17 protein-coding genes are annotated in these 19,326 nt (G+C 47.5%); 9 read left to right on the top strand and 8 right to left on the bottom strand.

What is annotated here, in order from left to right; all coding sequences use genetic code 11:
* Positions 1-26 precede the first annotated feature (26 nt).
* Positions 27-362 (top strand): DUF6686 family protein, encoded by a 336-nt coding sequence (locus H3H32_RS06665; protein WP_182461960.1) that lies wholly within the window; start codon positions 27-29, stop codon positions 360-362.
* Between the two features lie 13 nt (positions 363-375).
* Here H3H32_RS06665 and H3H32_RS37060 read toward each other — a convergent pair whose 3' ends face one another.
* Both H3H32_RS37060 and H3H32_RS37055 read right to left on the bottom strand, forming a co-directional pair.
* Entirely contained in the window at positions 376-1,026 is a 651-nt protein-coding gene (locus H3H32_RS37060; RefSeq protein WP_220472671.1) for an IS630 family transposase, read from the bottom strand.
* Positions 1,023-1,484 carry a helix-turn-helix domain-containing protein gene (locus H3H32_RS37055; RefSeq protein ID WP_220472550.1) on the bottom strand — a complete coding sequence of 154 codons (462 nt, stop codon included), beginning with the start codon at positions 1,482-1,484 and terminating at the stop codon, positions 1,023-1,025. The genes H3H32_RS37060 and H3H32_RS37055 overlap by 4 nt, the downstream gene beginning before the upstream one ends.
* A 164-nt stretch (positions 1,485-1,648) precedes the next feature.
* On the opposite strand from H3H32_RS37055, the gene H3H32_RS06655 reads away from it, so the two are divergent.
* The 8 genes from H3H32_RS06655 (at position 1,649) to H3H32_RS06620 (ending at position 11,571) form a co-directional block, all read left to right on the top strand.
* On the top strand, positions 1,649-1,795 hold the full coding sequence (locus tag H3H32_RS06655; RefSeq protein WP_182461958.1) for a hypothetical protein: 147 nt from the start codon (positions 1,649-1,651) through the stop codon (positions 1,793-1,795).
* A gap of 567 nt (positions 1,796-2,362) precedes the next feature.
* Positions 2,363-4,654: a TonB-dependent receptor gene (locus H3H32_RS06650; protein WP_182461956.1), complete on the top strand. Its 2,292-nt coding sequence runs from the start codon at positions 2,363-2,365 to the stop codon at positions 4,652-4,654.
* Positions 4,655-4,797: 143 nt separating this feature from the next.
* Positions 4,798-6,186, top strand: coding sequence for an HmuY family protein (locus H3H32_RS06645; protein ID WP_182461954.1), 1,389 nt, complete (start codon positions 4,798-4,800; stop codon positions 6,184-6,186).
* A gap of 69 nt (positions 6,187-6,255) precedes the next feature.
* Complete coding sequence (locus H3H32_RS06640; protein WP_182461952.1) at positions 6,256-7,131, top strand: heme/hemin ABC transporter substrate-binding protein; 876 nt, start codon at positions 6,256-6,258, stop codon at positions 7,129-7,131.
* A 6-nt stretch (positions 7,132-7,137) separates the two neighbouring features.
* Positions 7,138-8,229, top strand: coding sequence for a FecCD family ABC transporter permease (locus H3H32_RS06635; RefSeq protein ID WP_182461951.1), 1,092 nt, complete (start codon positions 7,138-7,140; stop codon positions 8,227-8,229).
* Between the two features lie 18 nt (positions 8,230-8,247).
* On the top strand, positions 8,248-9,045 hold the full coding sequence (locus tag H3H32_RS06630; protein ID WP_182461949.1) for a heme ABC transporter ATP-binding protein: 798 nt from the start codon (positions 8,248-8,250) through the stop codon (positions 9,043-9,045).
* Positions 9,046-9,065: 20 nt separating this feature from the next.
* Positions 9,066-10,094: a hemin-degrading factor gene (locus H3H32_RS06625; RefSeq protein ID WP_182461947.1), complete on the top strand. Its 1,029-nt coding sequence runs from the start codon at positions 9,066-9,068 to the stop codon at positions 10,092-10,094.
* A 475-nt stretch (positions 10,095-10,569) separates the two neighbouring features.
* Entirely contained in the window at positions 10,570-11,571 is a 1,002-nt protein-coding gene (locus tag H3H32_RS06620) for an IS110 family RNA-guided transposase (protein ID WP_182457633.1), read from the top strand.
* A gap of 186 nt (positions 11,572-11,757) precedes the next feature.
* On the opposite strand, the gene H3H32_RS06615 is transcribed toward H3H32_RS06620, so the two are convergent.
* From H3H32_RS06615 to H3H32_RS06590, 6 genes are all read right to left on the bottom strand, one after another.
* The gene (locus H3H32_RS06615; protein ID WP_182461945.1) at positions 11,758-14,187 is read right to left on the bottom strand and encodes a TonB-dependent receptor; all 2,430 of its coding nucleotides are present in this window, start codon (positions 14,185-14,187) and stop codon (positions 11,758-11,760) included.
* A gap of 197 nt (positions 14,188-14,384) precedes the next feature.
* Positions 14,385-14,660: a hypothetical protein gene (locus tag H3H32_RS06610; RefSeq protein WP_182461943.1), complete on the bottom strand. Its 276-nt coding sequence runs from the start codon at positions 14,658-14,660 to the stop codon at positions 14,385-14,387.
* A gap of 67 nt (positions 14,661-14,727) precedes the next feature.
* Complete coding sequence (locus tag H3H32_RS06605; protein WP_182461942.1) at positions 14,728-15,699, bottom strand: Kelch repeat-containing protein; 972 nt, start codon at positions 15,697-15,699, stop codon at positions 14,728-14,730.
* 138 nt (positions 15,700-15,837) lie between these two features.
* Positions 15,838-16,683 carry a hypothetical protein gene (locus tag H3H32_RS06600; RefSeq protein ID WP_182461940.1) on the bottom strand — a complete coding sequence of 282 codons (846 nt, stop codon included), beginning with the start codon at positions 16,681-16,683 and terminating at the stop codon, positions 15,838-15,840.
* A gap of 262 nt (positions 16,684-16,945) precedes the next feature.
* Positions 16,946-18,142: a DUF2252 domain-containing protein gene (locus tag H3H32_RS06595; protein WP_182461938.1), complete on the bottom strand. Its 1,197-nt coding sequence runs from the start codon at positions 18,140-18,142 to the stop codon at positions 16,946-16,948.
* Between the two features lie 77 nt (positions 18,143-18,219).
* A complete protein-coding gene (locus H3H32_RS06590; RefSeq protein WP_182461936.1) occupies positions 18,220-19,272 on the bottom strand; it encodes a DUF2278 family protein in 1,053 nt (350 codons plus the stop codon).
* Positions 19,273-19,326: the final 54 nt, after the last annotated feature.

The raw sequence follows: 19,326 nt of genomic DNA, 5'->3' as shown, positions 1-19,326 counted from the left end.
ACAGATCAAGCACGCATACTATTGTTATGACGCATCATCATCAGTTTCGCACGATTGCACAGAACGAATTGGGCTATGTGGGTATTTGCGCGTCTTGCCGTACCGTCAACGTGGCCTTTCAAAATTCCCTCTTCTGCCTGACACTCGACCAGTTTGCATCGTTTGCCGAAATCATGCACGACCGGCTCGATATGCAACCATTCTGCACCACGCACGGAAAGGAGTTACTGCTGACCACACCCATGCCCAATTACTTTCTTTTATTCACCGAAGACGAACTGGACCTGTTCTGCGAATTACTCACCGAAGGAGCGCCGGTGCTGGAAGCCGAACGCATTTTAGCCTTGAATCTCATGAACTAGTGTTGTCTAAAGATTAAACTGTCGGGTATAGCTTATGTAATTTTACTCGGGCATCTTTGGTGGTAAACTGCCAGTTCGCCTTCGCTTGTTTGGCATTTCTGTTTGCTTGCCAGGCGGTAATTTCTGCTACCAGCAACTCTTTGGTCGCAATGTGCCGATTCAGGCAATCACGCTGTAAGATGGACAACTCAATCTCAGCCATGTCAAGCCAACTGCCATGCTTGGGGGTATAGACAAACTCCAATCGATCCAGATACGCTTTGGCTTTCTCGGCCCCAAAAACTGTATAAAATGCACTGGGTTTATGGGCACTCAGATTATCTCCAACCACCGTCATTTTTACACAGTCTGTATAAGGGCCGTCCAATAAATTGGCTAGCACACCCACCCACGTAATGGCCTTGTGATCGTCTTTGACTTCGACAAACCGTTGCCCTGCCAAGGGTTCAAAGGCCATATAAATCTCGCCTACGCCCCGCCGGATGTATTCGGAATCTTGGATGCGTGTGCCGTCGGCGGAACGATATTGCTTGATTTCGATTAGTTGTTTGGGTGATTCGTCCACACAAACAACGGGAAACCGCTCATCATAAGGTCGCTCATAAACAGCTAAAACCTGTTCCATATAGTACACAAAATCGGCACTTTGCTTGGGCGGAATCACCCATCCCTTGACCCGCCAGGGCTTAAGTTGGTTTTTTTTAACACCGTTGCCACACTCGTGTGAGAAAGCGTTTCAACTACTTGGAGTTCGACCAGTCGATCCGCAATAGCCTGTAATTTCCAGCGGCTTTCACCGACTGGTGGTTCGCTACAGGCAATGGCAATCAAGTGAGCTTCCACTTCCCCCGTCAGCTTTTTGTCGGAACGGGGCTGGCGGGGCTTTGGATCAAAGACCGCCATGCCCTGCTCACAAAATTCTTTGCGAATCCGCTCAACACTGCGTGTGGAGAGATGATAGGTGGCGGCAATCGTAGTTTGGCTCTGGCGTTCGACAGCCTCGTCACTGGCCAAAAGCACCTGTGCTTTTTGGATGAGTTTAGCGGCTGTTTTGCCTTTTTGGACTTTAGCCAGTAATTCTGTACGTTCGGTGGCCGTTAGAGTCAGTCGATGCTTAGTCATGGAAGATGAGTTACAGCATCAAAAATACAAAAAGCCGCCAGACTACTCTTTAAGTAACACTAGGTTTAGAATAGATCCTAGAAGATTCTAGCGATTCTTAGAGCGCATCGGCCAGTCGACACCAATAAATACGATGTCATAATCGATTACTATCGAACCAATTGATGCTTTGCCCACCTGGATCTGATGGCGAGGTGTTTGTCTTTACCTTCGATGAATTACTGGACTTACAGATTAAAATAAATGGCTCGCTCGCGATGGCGGATTTATACGATTTTCTGGACAACAATCAACTTCATCTTGACTCTTAACAGTCAGCGGTAGTCGTGTTAGTTTGCTTCCCACTCGCACGCGTATATACCTATTCGTTAGAAAGGAAATCTATTTAGTGATGGTCTACAATCAGTGAGCAGACTTTGTTAGGCGTAGTCTCTGAACTATGCTCAACGGGTTTAATTCGTGTGATCCTGAATTGGTTTTCACTAATTAACCAAGGAAAATGCCACTCTTTTATTTTTCAATCTCACCGGGTTAAAACCCGGCGCAGTTCATCCATTCTGTTTTTGCGCCGGGTTTTAACCCGGTGAGATTGAAGATAAACCTTAATCTGCATAGCTGCTTAGACTTTTCATACAACTACAATTACTTCCCCCACACCGCACCTTATGCCGTGCATTCGGCACTCGCTTTTCACATGAACACAAAAATATTATTCATATAAATTCTAAATAACACTTGCTCGAATCAGATGCTTTAGTACATTTGCACGTTGTTTTTATTTTGTCTAAATAAGAATCGCTACAATTTACCCATTCACTCTAGGCATTAACAGCTCCCGCTGAACAGCCTATTGGCCTTCAGAACGCTACCTAGTTATTATGAAAAAGACGTATACCTCTCCGCTGCTGGCAGCATGGCTTATCTCTCTGCTGATAAATACAACTACTCTTTGGGCTCAACAACCAGTCGGTAGCATTGAGGGAACAATTTTATTGGCAGATGGTACGCCGGGGGCATTTGCTACCGTGCAGATTAAAGGCGTGAAAAAGGCGACAATAGCCAATGGGTCGGGACATTTCAACGTAGCGAATGTTCCGGTTGGGAGCTATGAATTACAGGTATCGATGGTCGGGTATGAAGCTGTCAGTCAGCCAATTCAGGTTGAAGCCAATAGACCAACCGTTGTTTCCCCTCGACTAAAAGCAGGTAGTAATGCCCTCGATGAAGTGGTGGTAACAGGCCAATACGAACCGCAGTCGATCAAAAAATCAGTGTATCAGGTACGCGTTATTAGCAGTGAGCGTATCCGCTTACGCGGTGCGTTAAACGTTATGGGCGTTCTGAATAATGAACTTGGTTTCCGGTTCTCCAATGACCTGACTCTCGGCACAACCGATGTTCAGTTGATGGGGATGACGGGCCGAAGCGTAAAAATACTCCTGGATGGATTGCCTATGGTCGACCGGGGCGACACGCGGGAAAGCCTTAATCAGACAGATATCAACAGCATTGAGCGCATTGAGATTGTCGAAGGCCCTATGTCGGTTTCGTACGGCTCAGATGCGCTGGCAGGCGTTATCAATATCATCACCAAAAAACCAGGCGCTGAGCGGTTAGGCATCACGGCTCGTGTTCAGGAAGAAACAGCCGGTAGCGACTATAATTTTCTCAACAAGCAAGGTGTGCATCTACAAAATATAGGCGCTACCTGGCAAAAAAAGGGCTGGAACGTATCGGCGGGCGTCACGAATAATACGTTCGGTGGTTGGCAGGGACTTTCAGAAGGCCGGGTAAATGACTGGTTACCAAAAGATCAGCTATTTGGTCATGGCAAAGTTGGGTATCATGCGAAAAATGCGAACATCTATTATCGATTAGATGCCCTGAAAGAAGACCTGCTTAGCCAGGGGGCTGCCAATGTAAATACCAATCTAGCGCGTGATCAGAAATACATTACCAATCGGTATGTGCATCAATTGCAGGGCCTCTGGAAAGCAAGCGATCGTTTTCAGATCAACGGACAGGCTTCGTACACCGACTACCAGCGTCGGACGCAGACTACGATTCTGGATTTGACTACTGGCCTACGAACACTTTCGCTCGGCACGGGCGAACAGGATATATCGAAATTTGCGAGTCAGACGTACCGAGCTACGGCTTACTACACCGTTTCGTCAGCGTTCTCGCTACAACCGGGTTTCGACGTCAATCTGGACGGTGCCTCGGGAGACCGAATTTTAGGCTCTCCTACGATTAACGATTATGCCTTTTTTGTTTCATCAACAATAAGCCCCAGTTCCCGAATCAACATTCGTCCGGGTCTTCGCTTCATCAAGAATTCGGTGTATGACGCCCCACCTGTCATTCCTTCCCTTAACGCCAAATTTTCGCTCACGAACAAGCTCGATCTTCGGGTATCGTATGCGCGTGGATTCCGTTCACCCGCTTTACGTGAATTGTACTTCAACTTTTTCGATGCCAGTCACTCCATTCGCGGAAATCCTAATCTGAAAGCAGAAACCTCCAACAGTTTCAACAGCTCGCTGGTCTTACAAATCAGCTCGAAATTCAAATCAACGCTCGGAGTTTTCTACAATGACTTCAATAACCTGATCAGTTATGGTGTCGACCCAACGAACCCCAGCATCTCGATGACGATCAACATCGATAAGTTTAAAACAACGGGGTCCACATTGGAGAATGTCTTTACCTGGAAAGATCTTCAGGCAACGGTGGGCTTCTCCTACATCGGTCGCTACAACAGCCTGCTCTCGGATACGACCAACTATGGTTCGCTACCCACGTTTGTTTGGTCGACGGAGGTAAATACGAACCTGACGTATAACCTGAAAAAGATCGGAACGAAGCTGAGTCTTTTCTATAAATACACAGGACAACGACCCAGCTATACCGCAACGGTAACGTCGGACAATAAGGTATCGGCTACGTTAACGGAAATCGCAGCGTTCCATTGGGCTGATGCCACACTCACGAAAACGATCAATAAGTACCTGACTTTCAATGCGGGTGTAAAAAATCTATTCAACATCACCCGGTTAGCCAATACCTCAACCGATACGGGCAGTGCCCACAGTACAGCCGGTCCTGTACCCTACAGCTATGGTCGTTCGTATTTCGCCGGTTTGAGCTTCCAGTGGTATAAAAACTAATGATGAATGATGAATGATGAATGATGAATGATTAAAACCACAAGTCCCTAATTATAAAAATTCATTCATCATTCATCATTCATCATTCATTACATCAGCACACCCTATTAATGTCTTTTACCAAGTCAAACTCCCAAATTCCAATGAAAAAAGTAGTTATAATCATGTTCGCGCTGGTGGTAAGTACGCTAAATGCCTGTAAGGAAGCTGATCCACCGCTACCTGACAATTTAGTGCAGTTCGAAAGCGCAGAGCAAGGTATTGATGCAACCACTACCGAAACGACCATTAAACTGAAATTATCTCGGGCGGTTGATGCTGCTACCCCCGTAACGTTACAGGTTACGCCTTCTGGCATTACCTATGGTACCCAATTTACAACAACGCCAGCCGTCACGACAAACACCCTGTCTCTAACGGTTCCAGCGGGCGCCAGCGAAGCTTCGTTTAAACTGACTAAAGCGGCTGACCTTTTCCTCGCCGGAACAGAAACCGTTGCCTTCTCGATTGCCTCGGCAAGTAGTCCAGTCATTGTTGGAACCACGAAACAGCTTACCGTTAAATTCACCTCTATTGTTTCGTCGGGTACGACGCTGACCCTCGACGGCGGAACGGGCGGTTCCAGTGCTGTCAATGCGGTATTCGTCGATTTAAGCAACAATGCCCAAAATTCCGTGAAGCGGTCGAGCTGGGATTTAGGTTTCTCTACGAGTACCGATTTCCGGGTAATTATTAACAACATGACGGGTGCTGCCGCCATTAGCCTGTCGAAGAACGATCTGACCCAGGTAACAGCAGCCGATACAGTTGGTCTTGTTTTGAGCACCAGTGATTTCAGTCCATCAGGGTTGAAATTAGTAGATGATGTATCGGGCGATCTGACGAAAACCGTAATTCCAAGCATCTCGGCTACCGACACGGACAATAAAGTGTTTATTCTCAACCGAGGTACAGGTGGTAGTACAGCACCCAAAGGTTGGATAAAACTCCGGGTACTGCGTAATGGCACTACAGGATATACCCTCCAGTATGCAGGCATTAAAGAAACAACCTTTAAGACGGTTACGATTACGAAAGATGCTGCCTACAATTTCAACTTTGTATCGTTCGATACCGGCGCGGCTGTAGCTGTTGAACCTGCCAAAGCAAAATGGGATATTGAATGGACTGGCGGTATCTACATCACTAGCGATGGTACTAACAACATTCCGTACTACTTCTCCGATCAGGTGTACATCAACTATCTGGGTGGTGTAACGGCTGCTGAAGTTTTAACTAGCACAGTTACGTATGATGCGTATGTTGAAAGTAACATTGCGACAACAACCTTCAAGGCAGATCGCTCCGTAATTGGGTCAAACTGGCGGGTAACGCAGGGAACACCAATCGGTGTAAAAACCGATCGCTTCTACGTAGTTAAGGATGCTGCCGGCAACGTGTACAAACTGAAGTTCATTAGCTTCATCTCCAACGATGGTGGTGTACGAGGCAATCCAAAATTCGAATTCAAACTGGTTAAAAAAGCCAGCTAATCAGGCCAGCTACAAACAGGCAGTTTCCTCGGAAAAATGCCTGTTTGTGCGCATAAATCAAAAATCAGTATGATAAAATCAGCCCTTTCCACAACGCGGCTTATTGGCCTTTTGTGGATCTTACTTCTAGGAAATTTGTCGGTTCTTACGGCCAAACCAGGTACCGACGAGCCAGTTCGCATTGTATCGCTCGATGGCACGGTCAGTGAAATCCTGTGCGATCTTGGTTTGCAGCCACATTTGATTGGCGTCGATGTAACGAGTACCTATCCCGAGTCGTTGAAAAGCCTACCCAAAGTTGGCCACAACCGGAACATTTCGGCCGAGGGGGTTATTTCTCTCAAACCAACGCTGGTACTCACCACCGAAAATGCAGGTACGAAACCTGAAGTGGTTGAGCAGATAAAAGCCGCCGGTATCAAGGTTATCTCGTTTCAGCAGGAGTATAGCATTGCCGGTGCTAAAAAACTCATTCAGGACGTAGCCACAACCTGTCAGGTTGGCTCTAAAGCCAAACCTCTTATCAAGAAACTGGACGCCGATCTGGCGCTGGTCAAAAAGGCGATGAATAGCCCTAAAGTACTCTTCATTTATGCTCGTGGCACCGGCACCATGATGGTATCGGGCCGGGGAACACAGGTTGCCAAGATGATCGAACTGGCGGGGGGCGTCAATGCCACGCCTGACTTCGAAAATTACAAGCCACTTACGGCAGAAGCACTGGTTACGGCCAATCCGGATGTGATTTTGTTGTTCGATAGCGGGCTTCAAAGTCTGGGTGGCAACGAAGGACTATTGAAAGTACAGGGCATTGCCCAAACAAATGCGGGTAAAAACGGCTGGATCATCGACATGGATGGCCATTTGCTGAGTGGATTCTCCCCACGTTTAGGTAAAGCCTTACAGGAGCTTGCCCAGAAAATCACCATCAAACCTAAAGCCTAACCCGTCATGACCAGCGCCACAATCGACCCACCATCTGCCACAAAGGCAATCCAAAAATCGGTGCTCAAAACAACCATCAATCCGTGGTTAATGCCCGTTTTGGTCATCGTCTTACTGGTAACGATTGTCCTATCGGTTGGGATTGGGGCTGTATACATAACACCCAACGAGATCGGACTTATTCTTCGGAAACTATTGGGCGGAACGGTGGAGGTTGATGGAACAAAAGAGGCAATCCTGTTGGTGATTCGAATGCCCAGGGTTTGTCTGGCGATTTTGATTGGCGCAGGACTGGCTATTTCCGGGGCTGCTATTCAGGGGCTGTTCCGAAACCCGCTTGCCGATCCGGGTCTGATTGGCATTTCGTCGGGGGCGTCATTAGCCGCCGTGACGATGATCGTTCTGGAAGTATCGTTTTTTCAAAAACTCACGGGCGTTATGGGCATGTATGCCTTATCGGTGGTGGCGTTTCTGGGTGCCTGCGCAACAGCTTTTTTCGTTTATCGCATTGCTCGCGTAGCAGGCAAGGATCTGATTACAACCATGTTGCTAACTGGCATCGCTATTAATGCGCTGTCTGGCGCGATAACGGGCATTATGACGTATCTGGCAACCGACGAACAACTTCGGAACATCACATTCTGGAGCCTGGGAAGTTTGGGGGGCGCTAGCTGGACATCCGTACTAGCCATCCTGCCTTTTACGGTGATCGCTTTATTGGGTATTCCCCGCTTAGCCAAATCCCTAAACCTGCTGGCGCTGGGCGAAAGTCAGGCCAGCATGCTCGGAGTGAACCTAAAGAGCGTGAAGCGGCAGGTCATCATTTTTGCCACGATGGCGGTGGGTACATCGGTAGCAGTAGCGGGCATCATTGGGTTTGTTGGGTTAGTTATTCCGCACCTGATCCGTATCGGTGTCGGTTCCGACCATCGTCGTGTACTAATAGGCTCTGCTCTGGGCGGAGCCATTGTACTATCGCTGGCCGATTCCCTCGCCCGAACGCTGGTTGCTCCAGCTGAACTGCCTATTGGTATTCTTACCGCGCTGATCGGAACACCTGTCTTCCTGTGGATTTTGTTTCGAAACAGACGGCGGTGAGCCTAATTTATAACAACTATGCTAGACGTCAGAAACATATCATACCAGATACGAAATCGGAAACTGCTCGATGGGGTTTCATTCCAGGCAAAACCGGGCGAATTGCTGGCCATTGTTGGGGCTAATGGAGCAGGTAAATCAACGCTGCTCAAATTATGCACCCGTGAACTCATTAAGTTCACAGGTGAAATTCAACTCTTCGACCGGGCGATTCCGTCGTATTCAGACAAAGAGCTTTCGCAGTTTCGGGCCGTTTTACCGCAGCAAAACTCCGTTGTCTTTCCGTTTCTGGTCAGCGAATTAGTCCTGATGGGCCGGTATCCTCATTTTGAGTTTCATCCCTCCGAGCAAGACTTTGCCATTGCCGAATTGGCCCTAAAGAAAGTGGGTATGTGGGATTTTGCCAGCCGCATTTTTACAACGCTGTCGGGCGGTGAGCAACAACGGGTACAATTGGCCCGCGTACTGGCGCAAATCTGGGATGTGGAGCAGGGAATTCTATTTTTAGATGAACCAACCACCGGGCTCGATCTGCTGCATCAGCATCAAATGCTGGAAATTGCTCATGAATTCACTAAAAAAGGGTTCTGCGTCGTCGTGATTTTACACGACCTGAATCTGGCCGCCCAATATGCCGATCAAATCGTCATGCTACGCGCGGGGCGGGTCGAAGCAATCGGGACACCCCGAGAGATAATCACGGAAGAAACGATCCACCGCGTTTTTAATTTGAAAGTATGGCTCATTGAGCATCCCGAAATGGGCTGCCCCATGGTCGTCCCACAACACTACCAGTTTTCTTCTAACCAACAATAAAAATAAACTATCAATTATCCATGACTACAACACAAAGCCTCAAAGAGCGCTGGGCAGCCTTCACTCTGGAAAACCCAAAAACCCGAATCCGCGATGCCGCTAAACAACTGGGCACAAGCGAAGCCGAACTGCTGGCCACACAAGTTGGCGAAACCGTTCAGCGGTTGGAAGGTGATTTCCGGGATTTACTGAAAGACGTAACAAGCCTGGGCCATGTGATGGCGTTGACCCGTAACGATAACGTGGTTCACGAGCGTAAAGGCGTTTACGAAAAAGTATCGTTCAACGATCAGACAGGGCTGGTTCTAGGGCCGGACATCGATCTGCGCCTATTCATGTCGCATTGGCATTTTGGATTTGCCGTTGATGAAAATGGTCGCAAGAGCCTTCAGTTTTTTGATCTGGATGGCGCTGCCGTACACAAGATTTACCTGACGGATAAATCCGATGTAGCTGCCTATGACGCCCTAGTTCAAAAATACCTGGCGGCCGATCAGAACAGCCCGATCGTGACGGTAGCTTATCCCGAAAAGGCAGCGCTTACGCCCGACGAAGACATCAACGTTCAGGAGTTTCAGGCTGAATGGCTGGCCATGGAAGATACTCACCAGTTTTTTGGCCTGCTGCGCAAGCACAAACTTGACCGCGAACAGGGGCTCCGGTTTGCCCCCAAAGGCTATGCTCAATTGATCTCGTCCGAGCAACTCACCCAGCTTTTCGAAACGGTAGCTGAACGCGAACTACCCATCATGATTTTTGCAGCCAGCGCCGGTTGTATCCAGATCCATACCGGACCAGTTAAGAAATTGGTTGTCACAGGCCCCTGGTATAATGTGCTGGACCCGGAATTCAATATGCACCTGCGTTTAGATCAAGTTCATCACATATGGGTAACGCGCAAACCAACCAAAGACGGTATCGTAACCGGTCTTGATTTATTTGATAGCGAAGGCAACAACATTGCGTTAATCTTCGGCAAGCGGAAGCCAGGTATTCCTGAATTAAAAGAATGGCAGGATGTTGTTGGTGAAGTAGCTAGCGCAGCGTAGATTACAAATAAGAGTAAAAAGCGTAGGGTTGAATTGTATGTTTTAGATACAATTCAACCCTACGCTTTTTTGCATTAGGACTTATACGGCTCAGCTTCTACTGTTTCGTTATACTTTCCCTAGACAAGACTTGATAGACCTAAATTAACGTGAATAATGGATAGACTCTAAAATTATTGCTTGATTATCAACTGTTTGTGATTTTGTTTTTTGTCATCCCGACGCAAGGAGGGATCTTCGGTAAATAACCAGTTGCCCAAGATCCCTCCTGACGTCGGGATTGTAAGTTTGCTCTGAACAAATAATCTTTGGTTCTCCAGGTCATACCTACGTCGGGATGGTCTAAAAGACCGGTTGTCATGATCGGTAGCCTGGAGAGCCAATCTCATGGAACCCGGACAGTTCAGTGGGCATATAGCCCGTTTCACAATGATGTCGAGAGCATGAGTAGTATCCCGCTTTTTTCGTTTTTAGCATGAACCAACCAGCTATCTATTACGGGGTTGATGTCAGTAAAGAGACCTTACACATCAGCTACCAAATCGGAATCGATGCCAATGGGCAACCCCAATGGGCCTATCAAACCCTGCCCAACCAAGCGGACTCCATTGAGCAATGGGCTGCTGAACTGCCCGCCAATAGCCACCTCATTTTCGAGCATACAGGTACCTATTCGGCTCGATTAGCTTGGGTATTAGCCCTGCAAAATCGCCCCTTTAGCCTCCTTACGCCCAACCAAAGCAAAGGCTTTGCCGCCACTCTGAAGTCTATCAGCAAGACCGACCGGAGCGATGCGGCACTATTGGCGCGCTACGGACAAGTCTTTCAGCCCCAGCCTTCGCAACTGGCCGATGAGTCTCTACATCAGCTTCGCCAACAGCACAAACACCTCAACGACCTGCGAATCAGTCAGCAAGCGGTGGCTAATCAGCTTCATGCGCTGTCGTTCGACCCCCGGGCCAGTCAGAAAGTCAAGGCTAGCCTGCTGGTTCTCCAACAGAGCTACCTGACTCAGATTGCGCTCTTTGAAGAGGAACTGGATCAGCTGAGTCAACAGGAGTTGCAGGCCATTTCGGAGCGGATGCAGCGGGTCAAGGGGATTGGGCCGGCTTCCTCTCAAGCCTTGTGCACGGCCACCAATGGGCTGGCTGGATTCGAGTCAGCCAAAGCGGTAGCTAAGTTCGTGGGCATTGCCCCCAGTCAAACTCAATCGGGCAGTTCGGTTCGTCGGCGTGGTCGGATGGCCCGCACGGGTTTAGGGTATGTACGGGGCCTTTTATACATGGCAGCTCGTTCGGCCCGTAAATACAATTTGGGCTGTAAAGCGCTTTATGATCGGCTACGGGCCAAGGGTAAATGCCACAAAGTGGCGATGGTGGCGGTGATGAATAAGTTGTTGCATCAGGTGTTTGTGGTGGTGAAGAAGAATATTGAATTCGTCAATGGGTTCAGCCTATCCAAACAAAATTTGGCTTAAAACTTGTTTTTTGACACAGTTCATGACAAAAACTAGTATAATTCTATTCGTAAATCATCCATTATTCACACTAAATTATATTCCCTCCTGTTTTGGGGAGTTAATCTTATAGAGGGGTAAAAAGCCTCTCAAATGTCACCTCTATATTATCTATGTGCCCTCTTTACGTGAGCCGGTAAAACTGTTCTAGAACTTATAAGCAATACTCCCTACAAAATTCCGCAGCTTTTGAGCGTTCATCGTGGTATAACCAATCCAGTAATGCTGATTGGTCAGGTTATCAACTTTAGCTGATATCCGAAATTTGCGACGGTCATAGAAAGCCGAAGCGTTAAGCACCGTGTAGGCGGGTAAGCTGAATACGCCCATACTTACGCTATTCTGAATTTTGTTCTCACTCGCATAATTCCCACCGAAACCAACACCTAGTCCACGTAGCCCAAACGAGTTAAAACGATAGCTAAGCCATAGATTAGCCAGAACAGGTGAAGATGCCGTTGTAGGTCGACGGCCATCCACATCGGCATCCGCTTTGGTTAGTTTGGAGTCATTGTAGGAAAAGCCAGCCACTACGTTAAGCCCCGTAATTGGATTCGCAATCACGTCGATCTCAACACCCCGGCTTAGCTGCGTACCATCCTGCGTTTGGGCAAATTTGGCAGCTGCCAGCGGATTCGGATCGGTACGAAGCAGGTTTTTCACCTGAATATCGTAATAGCTAATGGTGGTTGTTAGGCGGCCACTCAAGGCGTTTAGTTTCACTCCTGCCTCAAACTGGTTCGCTTGTTCCAATTTGGCAAATTTCTGGGTCAGGCTGTCAGCGGAAGTCACGTCGTAGGCGTTGTAAATGCCCTGGTTATTGAAGCTATTCTGGTAGTTGGCAAATAGCGATACCTTGTCTTTAATAGGCTGAAAAACTAAGCCAAACTTGGGTGAAAACGCCGTTTGGTTAAAGCCAGCCACTTCGGTACCAACCATTCCACCCTTGTTATGGAAATTATCAACCCGCAGAGCCGCCAATACACTCAATCGGTCGGTTAGGTTAAGTACGTCGGACAAAAAGCCGCTGTAGGTGTCCTTGATACCCGAAAGAGGATACGTAAAATCGGGGGCTTTGGTAGCGTACAAAGCAGCCAAAGCCGCTCCACTAAACTGGCTGTAATCGTAGCCCGACGTGATGGGTGCAGTATCGTAGGTGCTACCAAAGAAGAGCTGATTCGAGTTGACATGCAGATAATCTAACCCAATTACGACACGGTTCCGTAAGTTGCCCAATCGAAAATCACCATTGAACAGTTGCTGGACTTCCAGAACATCGTTGGTACTGTTGCGGGTCGATTGATCAGCTCGCACTAACAGATTCGACCCCAATGTTTTGCCATCTGGAATTATGTAAAAATAGGGACCGAATCCATTCGAGAAACTGTGGCTGGTGCTGATATTAGTCGACGATCGGAACGATTGAGAAATCTGATAATTTACCTGACCAAAGAGGTTCGTACTGCGGGATTGCTGCGTCAGGCCAGGCCCCATGTACGAGTTACGGTAGTCGACAGTTAACTGATCGGCACTGGAAGCGCCGAGCGTACTGCCGGGTACGTAGAAAAAGAAAATCTGCTTACCCACGCCCTCAATCCGGTAAATTTCTGCGTCCAGTTGAATGGACAATCGATCGTTGGGTTTGAATAACAAGCTTGGCGCTACTGCAAGCCGACGGCTGAAACCCTGTGTTTGAAAGGTGCCTTCGTGGTTGAACGCTGTGTTTAAACGCAGCATCAAATTCCGGCTTTTGTTAAGGGGTGTATTTAGATCAAGGCTAGCGCGCTGAAAATCGTAGCTCCCCGCCGACAGGCTTACTTCGCCCCCAAAAGTTTCGTAGGGTTTCTTGGTCACCCGATTCACCAAACCGCCATAGGACGTAAGCGAACTTCCAAACAAAGTAGCCGATGGGCCTTTTATTGTTTCCAACTTTTCCAGGTTTGCCGCGTCGATGTCGCTGGTCACATTACCAGCCAGACCGTTCCGTAGCTGACTCTGAACAATGAAGCCACGGCTACTGTAATAGCTGCCGCCATCGCCCGCCCGGCCTGTAGCTTCCCACATTTTCTGAACGCCTGGTGCGTTACGCATCGCATCATCAACCGAAAAAACGAGCTGCTCTGTCAGCAACTCCTTACCGATTGTATTATACACCTGCGGATTTTCCAGATTTTTTAGGGGCATCTTCGAAACATAGTCGCTGGAAGAACGCGCAAACCGGTTGTTGCGGCTGGCATTTACGATTACCTCTGTCAACTGCGACGCATTTTCTGTCAGCGTGAAATCGACCGTAACCGTTTCAGTGCCGTTAGTGGTTATTGTTTGCTCTACAGTTTTTAGGCCAATGGCCGATACCTGGAGCTGGTACGTACCGGGTTTGATATGGCTGATCGTAAAGTCGCCTTTCGAGTTGGTAATGGCCCCCTGCCCTTTTCCTTTCAAACTGACAGTTACGGCCTCAGCAGGGTTTCCGTCTGATGTTTTTACAATTCCCCGGATAGTTCCTCCTGATTGAGCTTGTGCGGCTATGGCTACCGACACAAAAAATAACACATGTAGTAATTTGACAATATTCATTTGTACTATTATTTAGAAATATTCTAAAGAGCTACAAATGAACGGCAGGATTCGGTGAAATAAAAATTATTTTTATTGATTCTAAATAAATATCTCAGATTTAGTAGTCACTTGACCAATACGAATAATCATTATTATCTTATTTAGACAAATAAGCAATTACAAATAGCCAATACACACAAATTGAATACTACCCTTCAATCCGTATAGTCTGCAAATGAGCCACCCATAGCCAACAACGTCGTTAGCGTTGCCCCTAGCAAATCCGTCGTTGGGCCATCACTGATCAATACAATCTTATGCTTGCCCTCTTGATAAAGGCTAAACAAATCGACCTGATTGAACGGATTTGTCAACAACCATTTGTCAGCTACATAGCTAGCCGGAATCCCTGTTTGCCGACGAACACGTCCTACTATTTCGGTAATAGAAGGACAGGTACCCGCAAAATGTATTTCTCGAGTCGTAACCATGAGGAATTGTATGATTACAAACCTATAAGGTCTCAAAGACCTTATAGGTTTGTAATCAGCTAGCCTGTTAATTCGAGTCGGTATCCTGTTCGATGGTCGGGTCAAATTCCCATAAATCATCGTAACTGGTTGTGCTGTTGATACCTGTGGTGATATAGCCTTTACCATTAATGGCGAACCCAAACGCGTTTAAACGAGTACCGCCCTCAAAGACCCCAAACTCGGCCCAGCTGTCGGCATCGGGATTGTATTGCCAGACGGTCGCACTACCATCGCCAACCGTTATGTACCCCCGCGTACCAATGGCAAAACCTACGCCATAACTACGAGCCACGTATTCGCCATTGTCGGTATCGAATTCATCTTTTTCAATCCATAAATCCTGCGCCGGATCGTAGGCCCACACATCGGTTAAAGCCGACCCGTTTGTCCCCGTAGCCACGTAGGCTATATTGTTTATCACAAAGCTCACGGCGCCTATTCGTTTAGATCCGCCAAACGAGGTCGTTTTTTCCCAACTCGCCGTTTCAGGGTCATACGTCCAAAAATCTTTCAGGTAATTTCCATCGTAGCCTGTGCCAACGTAACCCTTGTCATTTACGGCAAAAGCCACAGCATTGCGTCGTGCCGTACCGCCAAAATCAGCGATTTGCACCCACGTATTAGCGGTTGGGTCAAACTCCCAAAAGTCTTTTAATCGAGTCGTGTTCGCATCGGCACCCGTGCCAACATACCCTTTGGTGCCCACAGCGAACCCGACTCCCGCGCTCCGGGCTACTCCGCCAAAATTGGCCATCTGGGTCCAGGCATTCGTTGACTGATCATAGGCCCAGAAGTCTTTCAATAACTCATTCGACGAGCTAACACCTGTACCGATATAGGCTACATTCCCAATGATAAAGCCCGTTGCGGCACTGCGGCTCACGCCATCAAGGTCAGACTTGGTTATCCAATCGCCCAACGTTGTAACATCTGAGGCAGAGCAGCCAACTAACAGTGCCGTCCAGCCAACACAGATAAAAAATAGAACTCGATTCATAACCTTGTGCGTGAGTAGAGTTGTTGATTGTTTCGAAGAGAGTGGTGTTCGAAAATGCATATGAAAAATAAATTGATTACGAGGAAGTTAGCCACAAAGCTGTACCGAGCAACTGGTGCTGATGCTCTGCTGAATGGGTCAGTGAATTGTGTTTACGGGTATGGTTATTTCAATTACCTCCGACTTCCTGTCGATAAATGACCCTAACGATGACAGGGTGCTCAGTGGAGGGACGGTGAAGGAGGTAACTGATAATTCTTCCCATATAGGCCCTAGTGCAGCATTTTGTAGCGCCTTATTTGTATCTCCTAGCAGGAGCCGATTGGGTGGTATTTCGACTACCGAAATAGAGCTATTTGTTGTATCAATCTGTCGCGGGTTGGCTAATAGCCTTACAGCAATTGGCGGTATATCCCCTTCGGTAGTCCATTCGCGACTCAAAATCGTATCGCCCGCGAGCGTGATGTTCAGGCCAACAATTAACACGCTATCTCCTTCCGTAGTATTTAGCTTCTGGACAAGTGAATCAGGAACCGAAAAGAGCAAATTGGCAATGACTGCGCTAGAATCTGAGGTGTTAAAGGCAAGGCTCTTTAGGTTGCCGGTCAAACTATCTTTCTGGTTAGGTTCCGTTTGGGCATACCAGGAAATGAAATCACCGTTCAGGTTAGTCGTAGCGGCCTGGGTAGACGAACGTGATTCGATGGCACTTTCGGTCGTTCTACTTTTGCCGAGAGTAGGCTGCACGGTTTCGGTATCCGCAACTACTTCGTGCAGATAAGTTGAAATCCATTTGTTGAGTGCCTGTTTCTCGTCGGGTCCGCTCGGTATCCGGTCAATATCTATATCCTTCTCTGTCTCATTCGAGCAACCTGAAAGAGATAGCATTACGCCCGCAAAGAGCAACCATTTGAGTGGCTCTTTCTGAACACTCCGCGCCTGAAAACGAACAGAGTCCGCAATTGTCAAAACGAGATTTCTCATCTTGATTTGGTTAAGTTAACCTTCGTTCGAATGATATATCTACTTCCGATACGAGGTTCCTAAACCCAGCGTTGCACTCTAAATGACCTGAACTGGCCTGTTTAAGCTATTTTAACAAAATGCAATTATGTAAACATAGGCGGTCCCGCCACTGATCAGTTGACGTCTATTTCCAACCCTAATCATTCTAATTTTCTGTCTGTCAGAAAATTAGAAGCCATTAAACGATCAAGGTCTTTTATTACTTCTTCGAAAAAACGGACTATTTAGTGAACCATCCGGCTTTAAAGGCGGCTTTAAATTGAGCATAATCCTGATATACCTGCAATGCGTAGGATTCTGCTCTTCCCAATAGCTCGGGAGCCCAGTCTGACTGATTCGCAAAATCAATCAATTGATCCGCGGTGGCCGATCCCTCCCGTCCCCCGCTACGAAGATGAGCGGAGGCCGTTAACTGTGCCATTGTTTCGATTAAAGGAAGTAGTTGCTGTATAGCCCGAATCCGTTTTGCTTTAAGCCGATCCGCTTGCGGTTGTAAATAACGCACCACAAAATATTCATCATTGGGACCTTTCATTGACCAAAGATTGGCGGGAGGGACATCCTGTAACCGATTTTGCAACGTAACAACCCGAGTGGCCTCATCTGACCAGGACGGTTGAGATATGCCCACATAAGGTTCCGCAACAGATGGTCGAGTGGCTTTTACATCGAGCAAATGCAGTTTGCCCGTCGGGCCTTTTGCCAACGCAACATAGCGGTTCAGCCCAATACTACTCGTACCTGCAATTCGGAGCGCCACATCGCGAAGCTCGTATCCGTCTTGCTCTCGCAAAGCAGTCGTGAGCCAATTTCGTACAGATTCACGTTCCTCGCCAACCAAAGGGTGAATCTGTTTATGAACGATTTTTCGTTTAAGTCCTGTGCCACGTGTATAACGTTCAATCAGGTCCGCCCGTGTTTGCTTAGCCACTTTAGCCAGAAATTGCTTCAGAACGCCATCCGCCGTTTCCCGTTCTATGGACCGAGGTTTTCCCTGCAACAGCATTTTTGTATAAGCTGCCAGAAATTGCTGCGCTAAAAACCGACTCGTTTCAACCGGATAATTTAATAATTTGGGCGCACCCGCCAAAAACAAACTGGTCACAAGTCGCCCAATATCGGCCGTGCAGGGCGCTAACAAAGCTTCATCGAAGTCATTAATATCGAAGTATACCAATCTATTCTGGCCTTTAAACGAGCCGAAATTTTCAAGGTGTAAGTCGCCACAAACCCAGGTATTTGGGTGTTCTTTCGCATAAGAGGCAATCGGCCAATCTTTATAAAACAAGTAGGGTGTAGCCCGGTAAAATCGGAATGGGCCCTCAGTCATGGCTTCATATTTAACCTTGAGGAGGTCCTTCCGCCGGTCCTGATTAGCCATCCGAATGCACTCCAGCAATTCATCAACACGGGTCATACAGTTTGTACTCTGGTTAAGCGAATGTACTTGTTCCTAAGTAAAGGCTAAGTTAAACGAGCGCTTAGTAGCTGCAATTAAAACCGAATTAGTTTGCCTTCCACCTGACCTTGTTGCTTCGTGTATTGAACCCCGCTGGTTTTTATACCCTGGCTATTGAGCAACGAGATGGTGCCCCCTTTATTGGCCAGATTAAAATTACTATCGGCTGTGATCTTGATTTCGGTAGTGCCATAAGCGCCAATAGTTACGTTATGAATCACAAACTCCTGCCGATTTCGATCGACCAGTTTCCAGCCATCGAGTGAGATGTCGGTATCGGTAACGTTAATCAGAATAACTTTCTCTTTACCGGCTTCGTTGCCTTTAGGATTTACTAAAGCGGCTACAATGACCACCTCGCCATCTAACTGCGTATCCACAACTGGCGGATTGTTATCTGAAGTGCCCGTAATCCGGTTTCCCGTCTGATCGTCTGTATGTAAGGTAGCCGGATTGAGCGTGTTAAACTGGGTCTGAAAAGCCAGCAGGATCGCCGTCCAGCGACTTAAGCTCGGATAGTAAATCAGCAAGCCACCATCCTGAAAAACGCCATTATCTTTTTCGAACGAGCCACGTGGATTTCCCTGGTTCATATGGATATCATGCAATCCCTGATCTTTCAGCTCATGGAAATAGGTATCGGGCTTGGTCGTACTTGGCCACTGCTCGCCAAAGGCAAAAATCCGGGCGTTCGGATCTGCCTTCGACCTGTCAAGCGCTGAGATTAGTTTATCTTCCAGATCGTTATCTAAACCCGGCAAATTATTGGGCAAAACGAGCATTTTGTTAAAATCGCCGACCATATTCCGCCGTAAAAAATCCAGTCCAAACTGCTTTCGTTTGGCCGTATCGTTGATATTGTAATTACCATTTTGCGGGAATGCCTCGAGCAAACGGGCGCATAATTCATGCTGATAATTATCGTCGACAAAGGCCATCAACATGGAGCCATCCTGCGAACGGACATTAACCGCAATTCGGTAAAACTCAGCGCCCGTATTAAGTTTTATCTCGAAGTGATTGGCATCTGGCGCCATAAGGCCCCGGTCGTAGCGACCCACAAACAGGTGATAGTTGGATAGTGACATCGTTATGCAGTTTTGAAAGTACACCGCAATCAATCAATTAGTTGACAACTATCT

This window comes from Spirosoma foliorum, assembly GCF_014117325.1.
Lineage (GTDB): Bacteria > Bacteroidota > Bacteroidia > Cytophagales > Spirosomataceae > Spirosoma > Spirosoma foliorum.
Note: the sequence above shows the minus strand (reverse complement) of the source record. Positions and strands in the feature narration are given on the sequence as shown.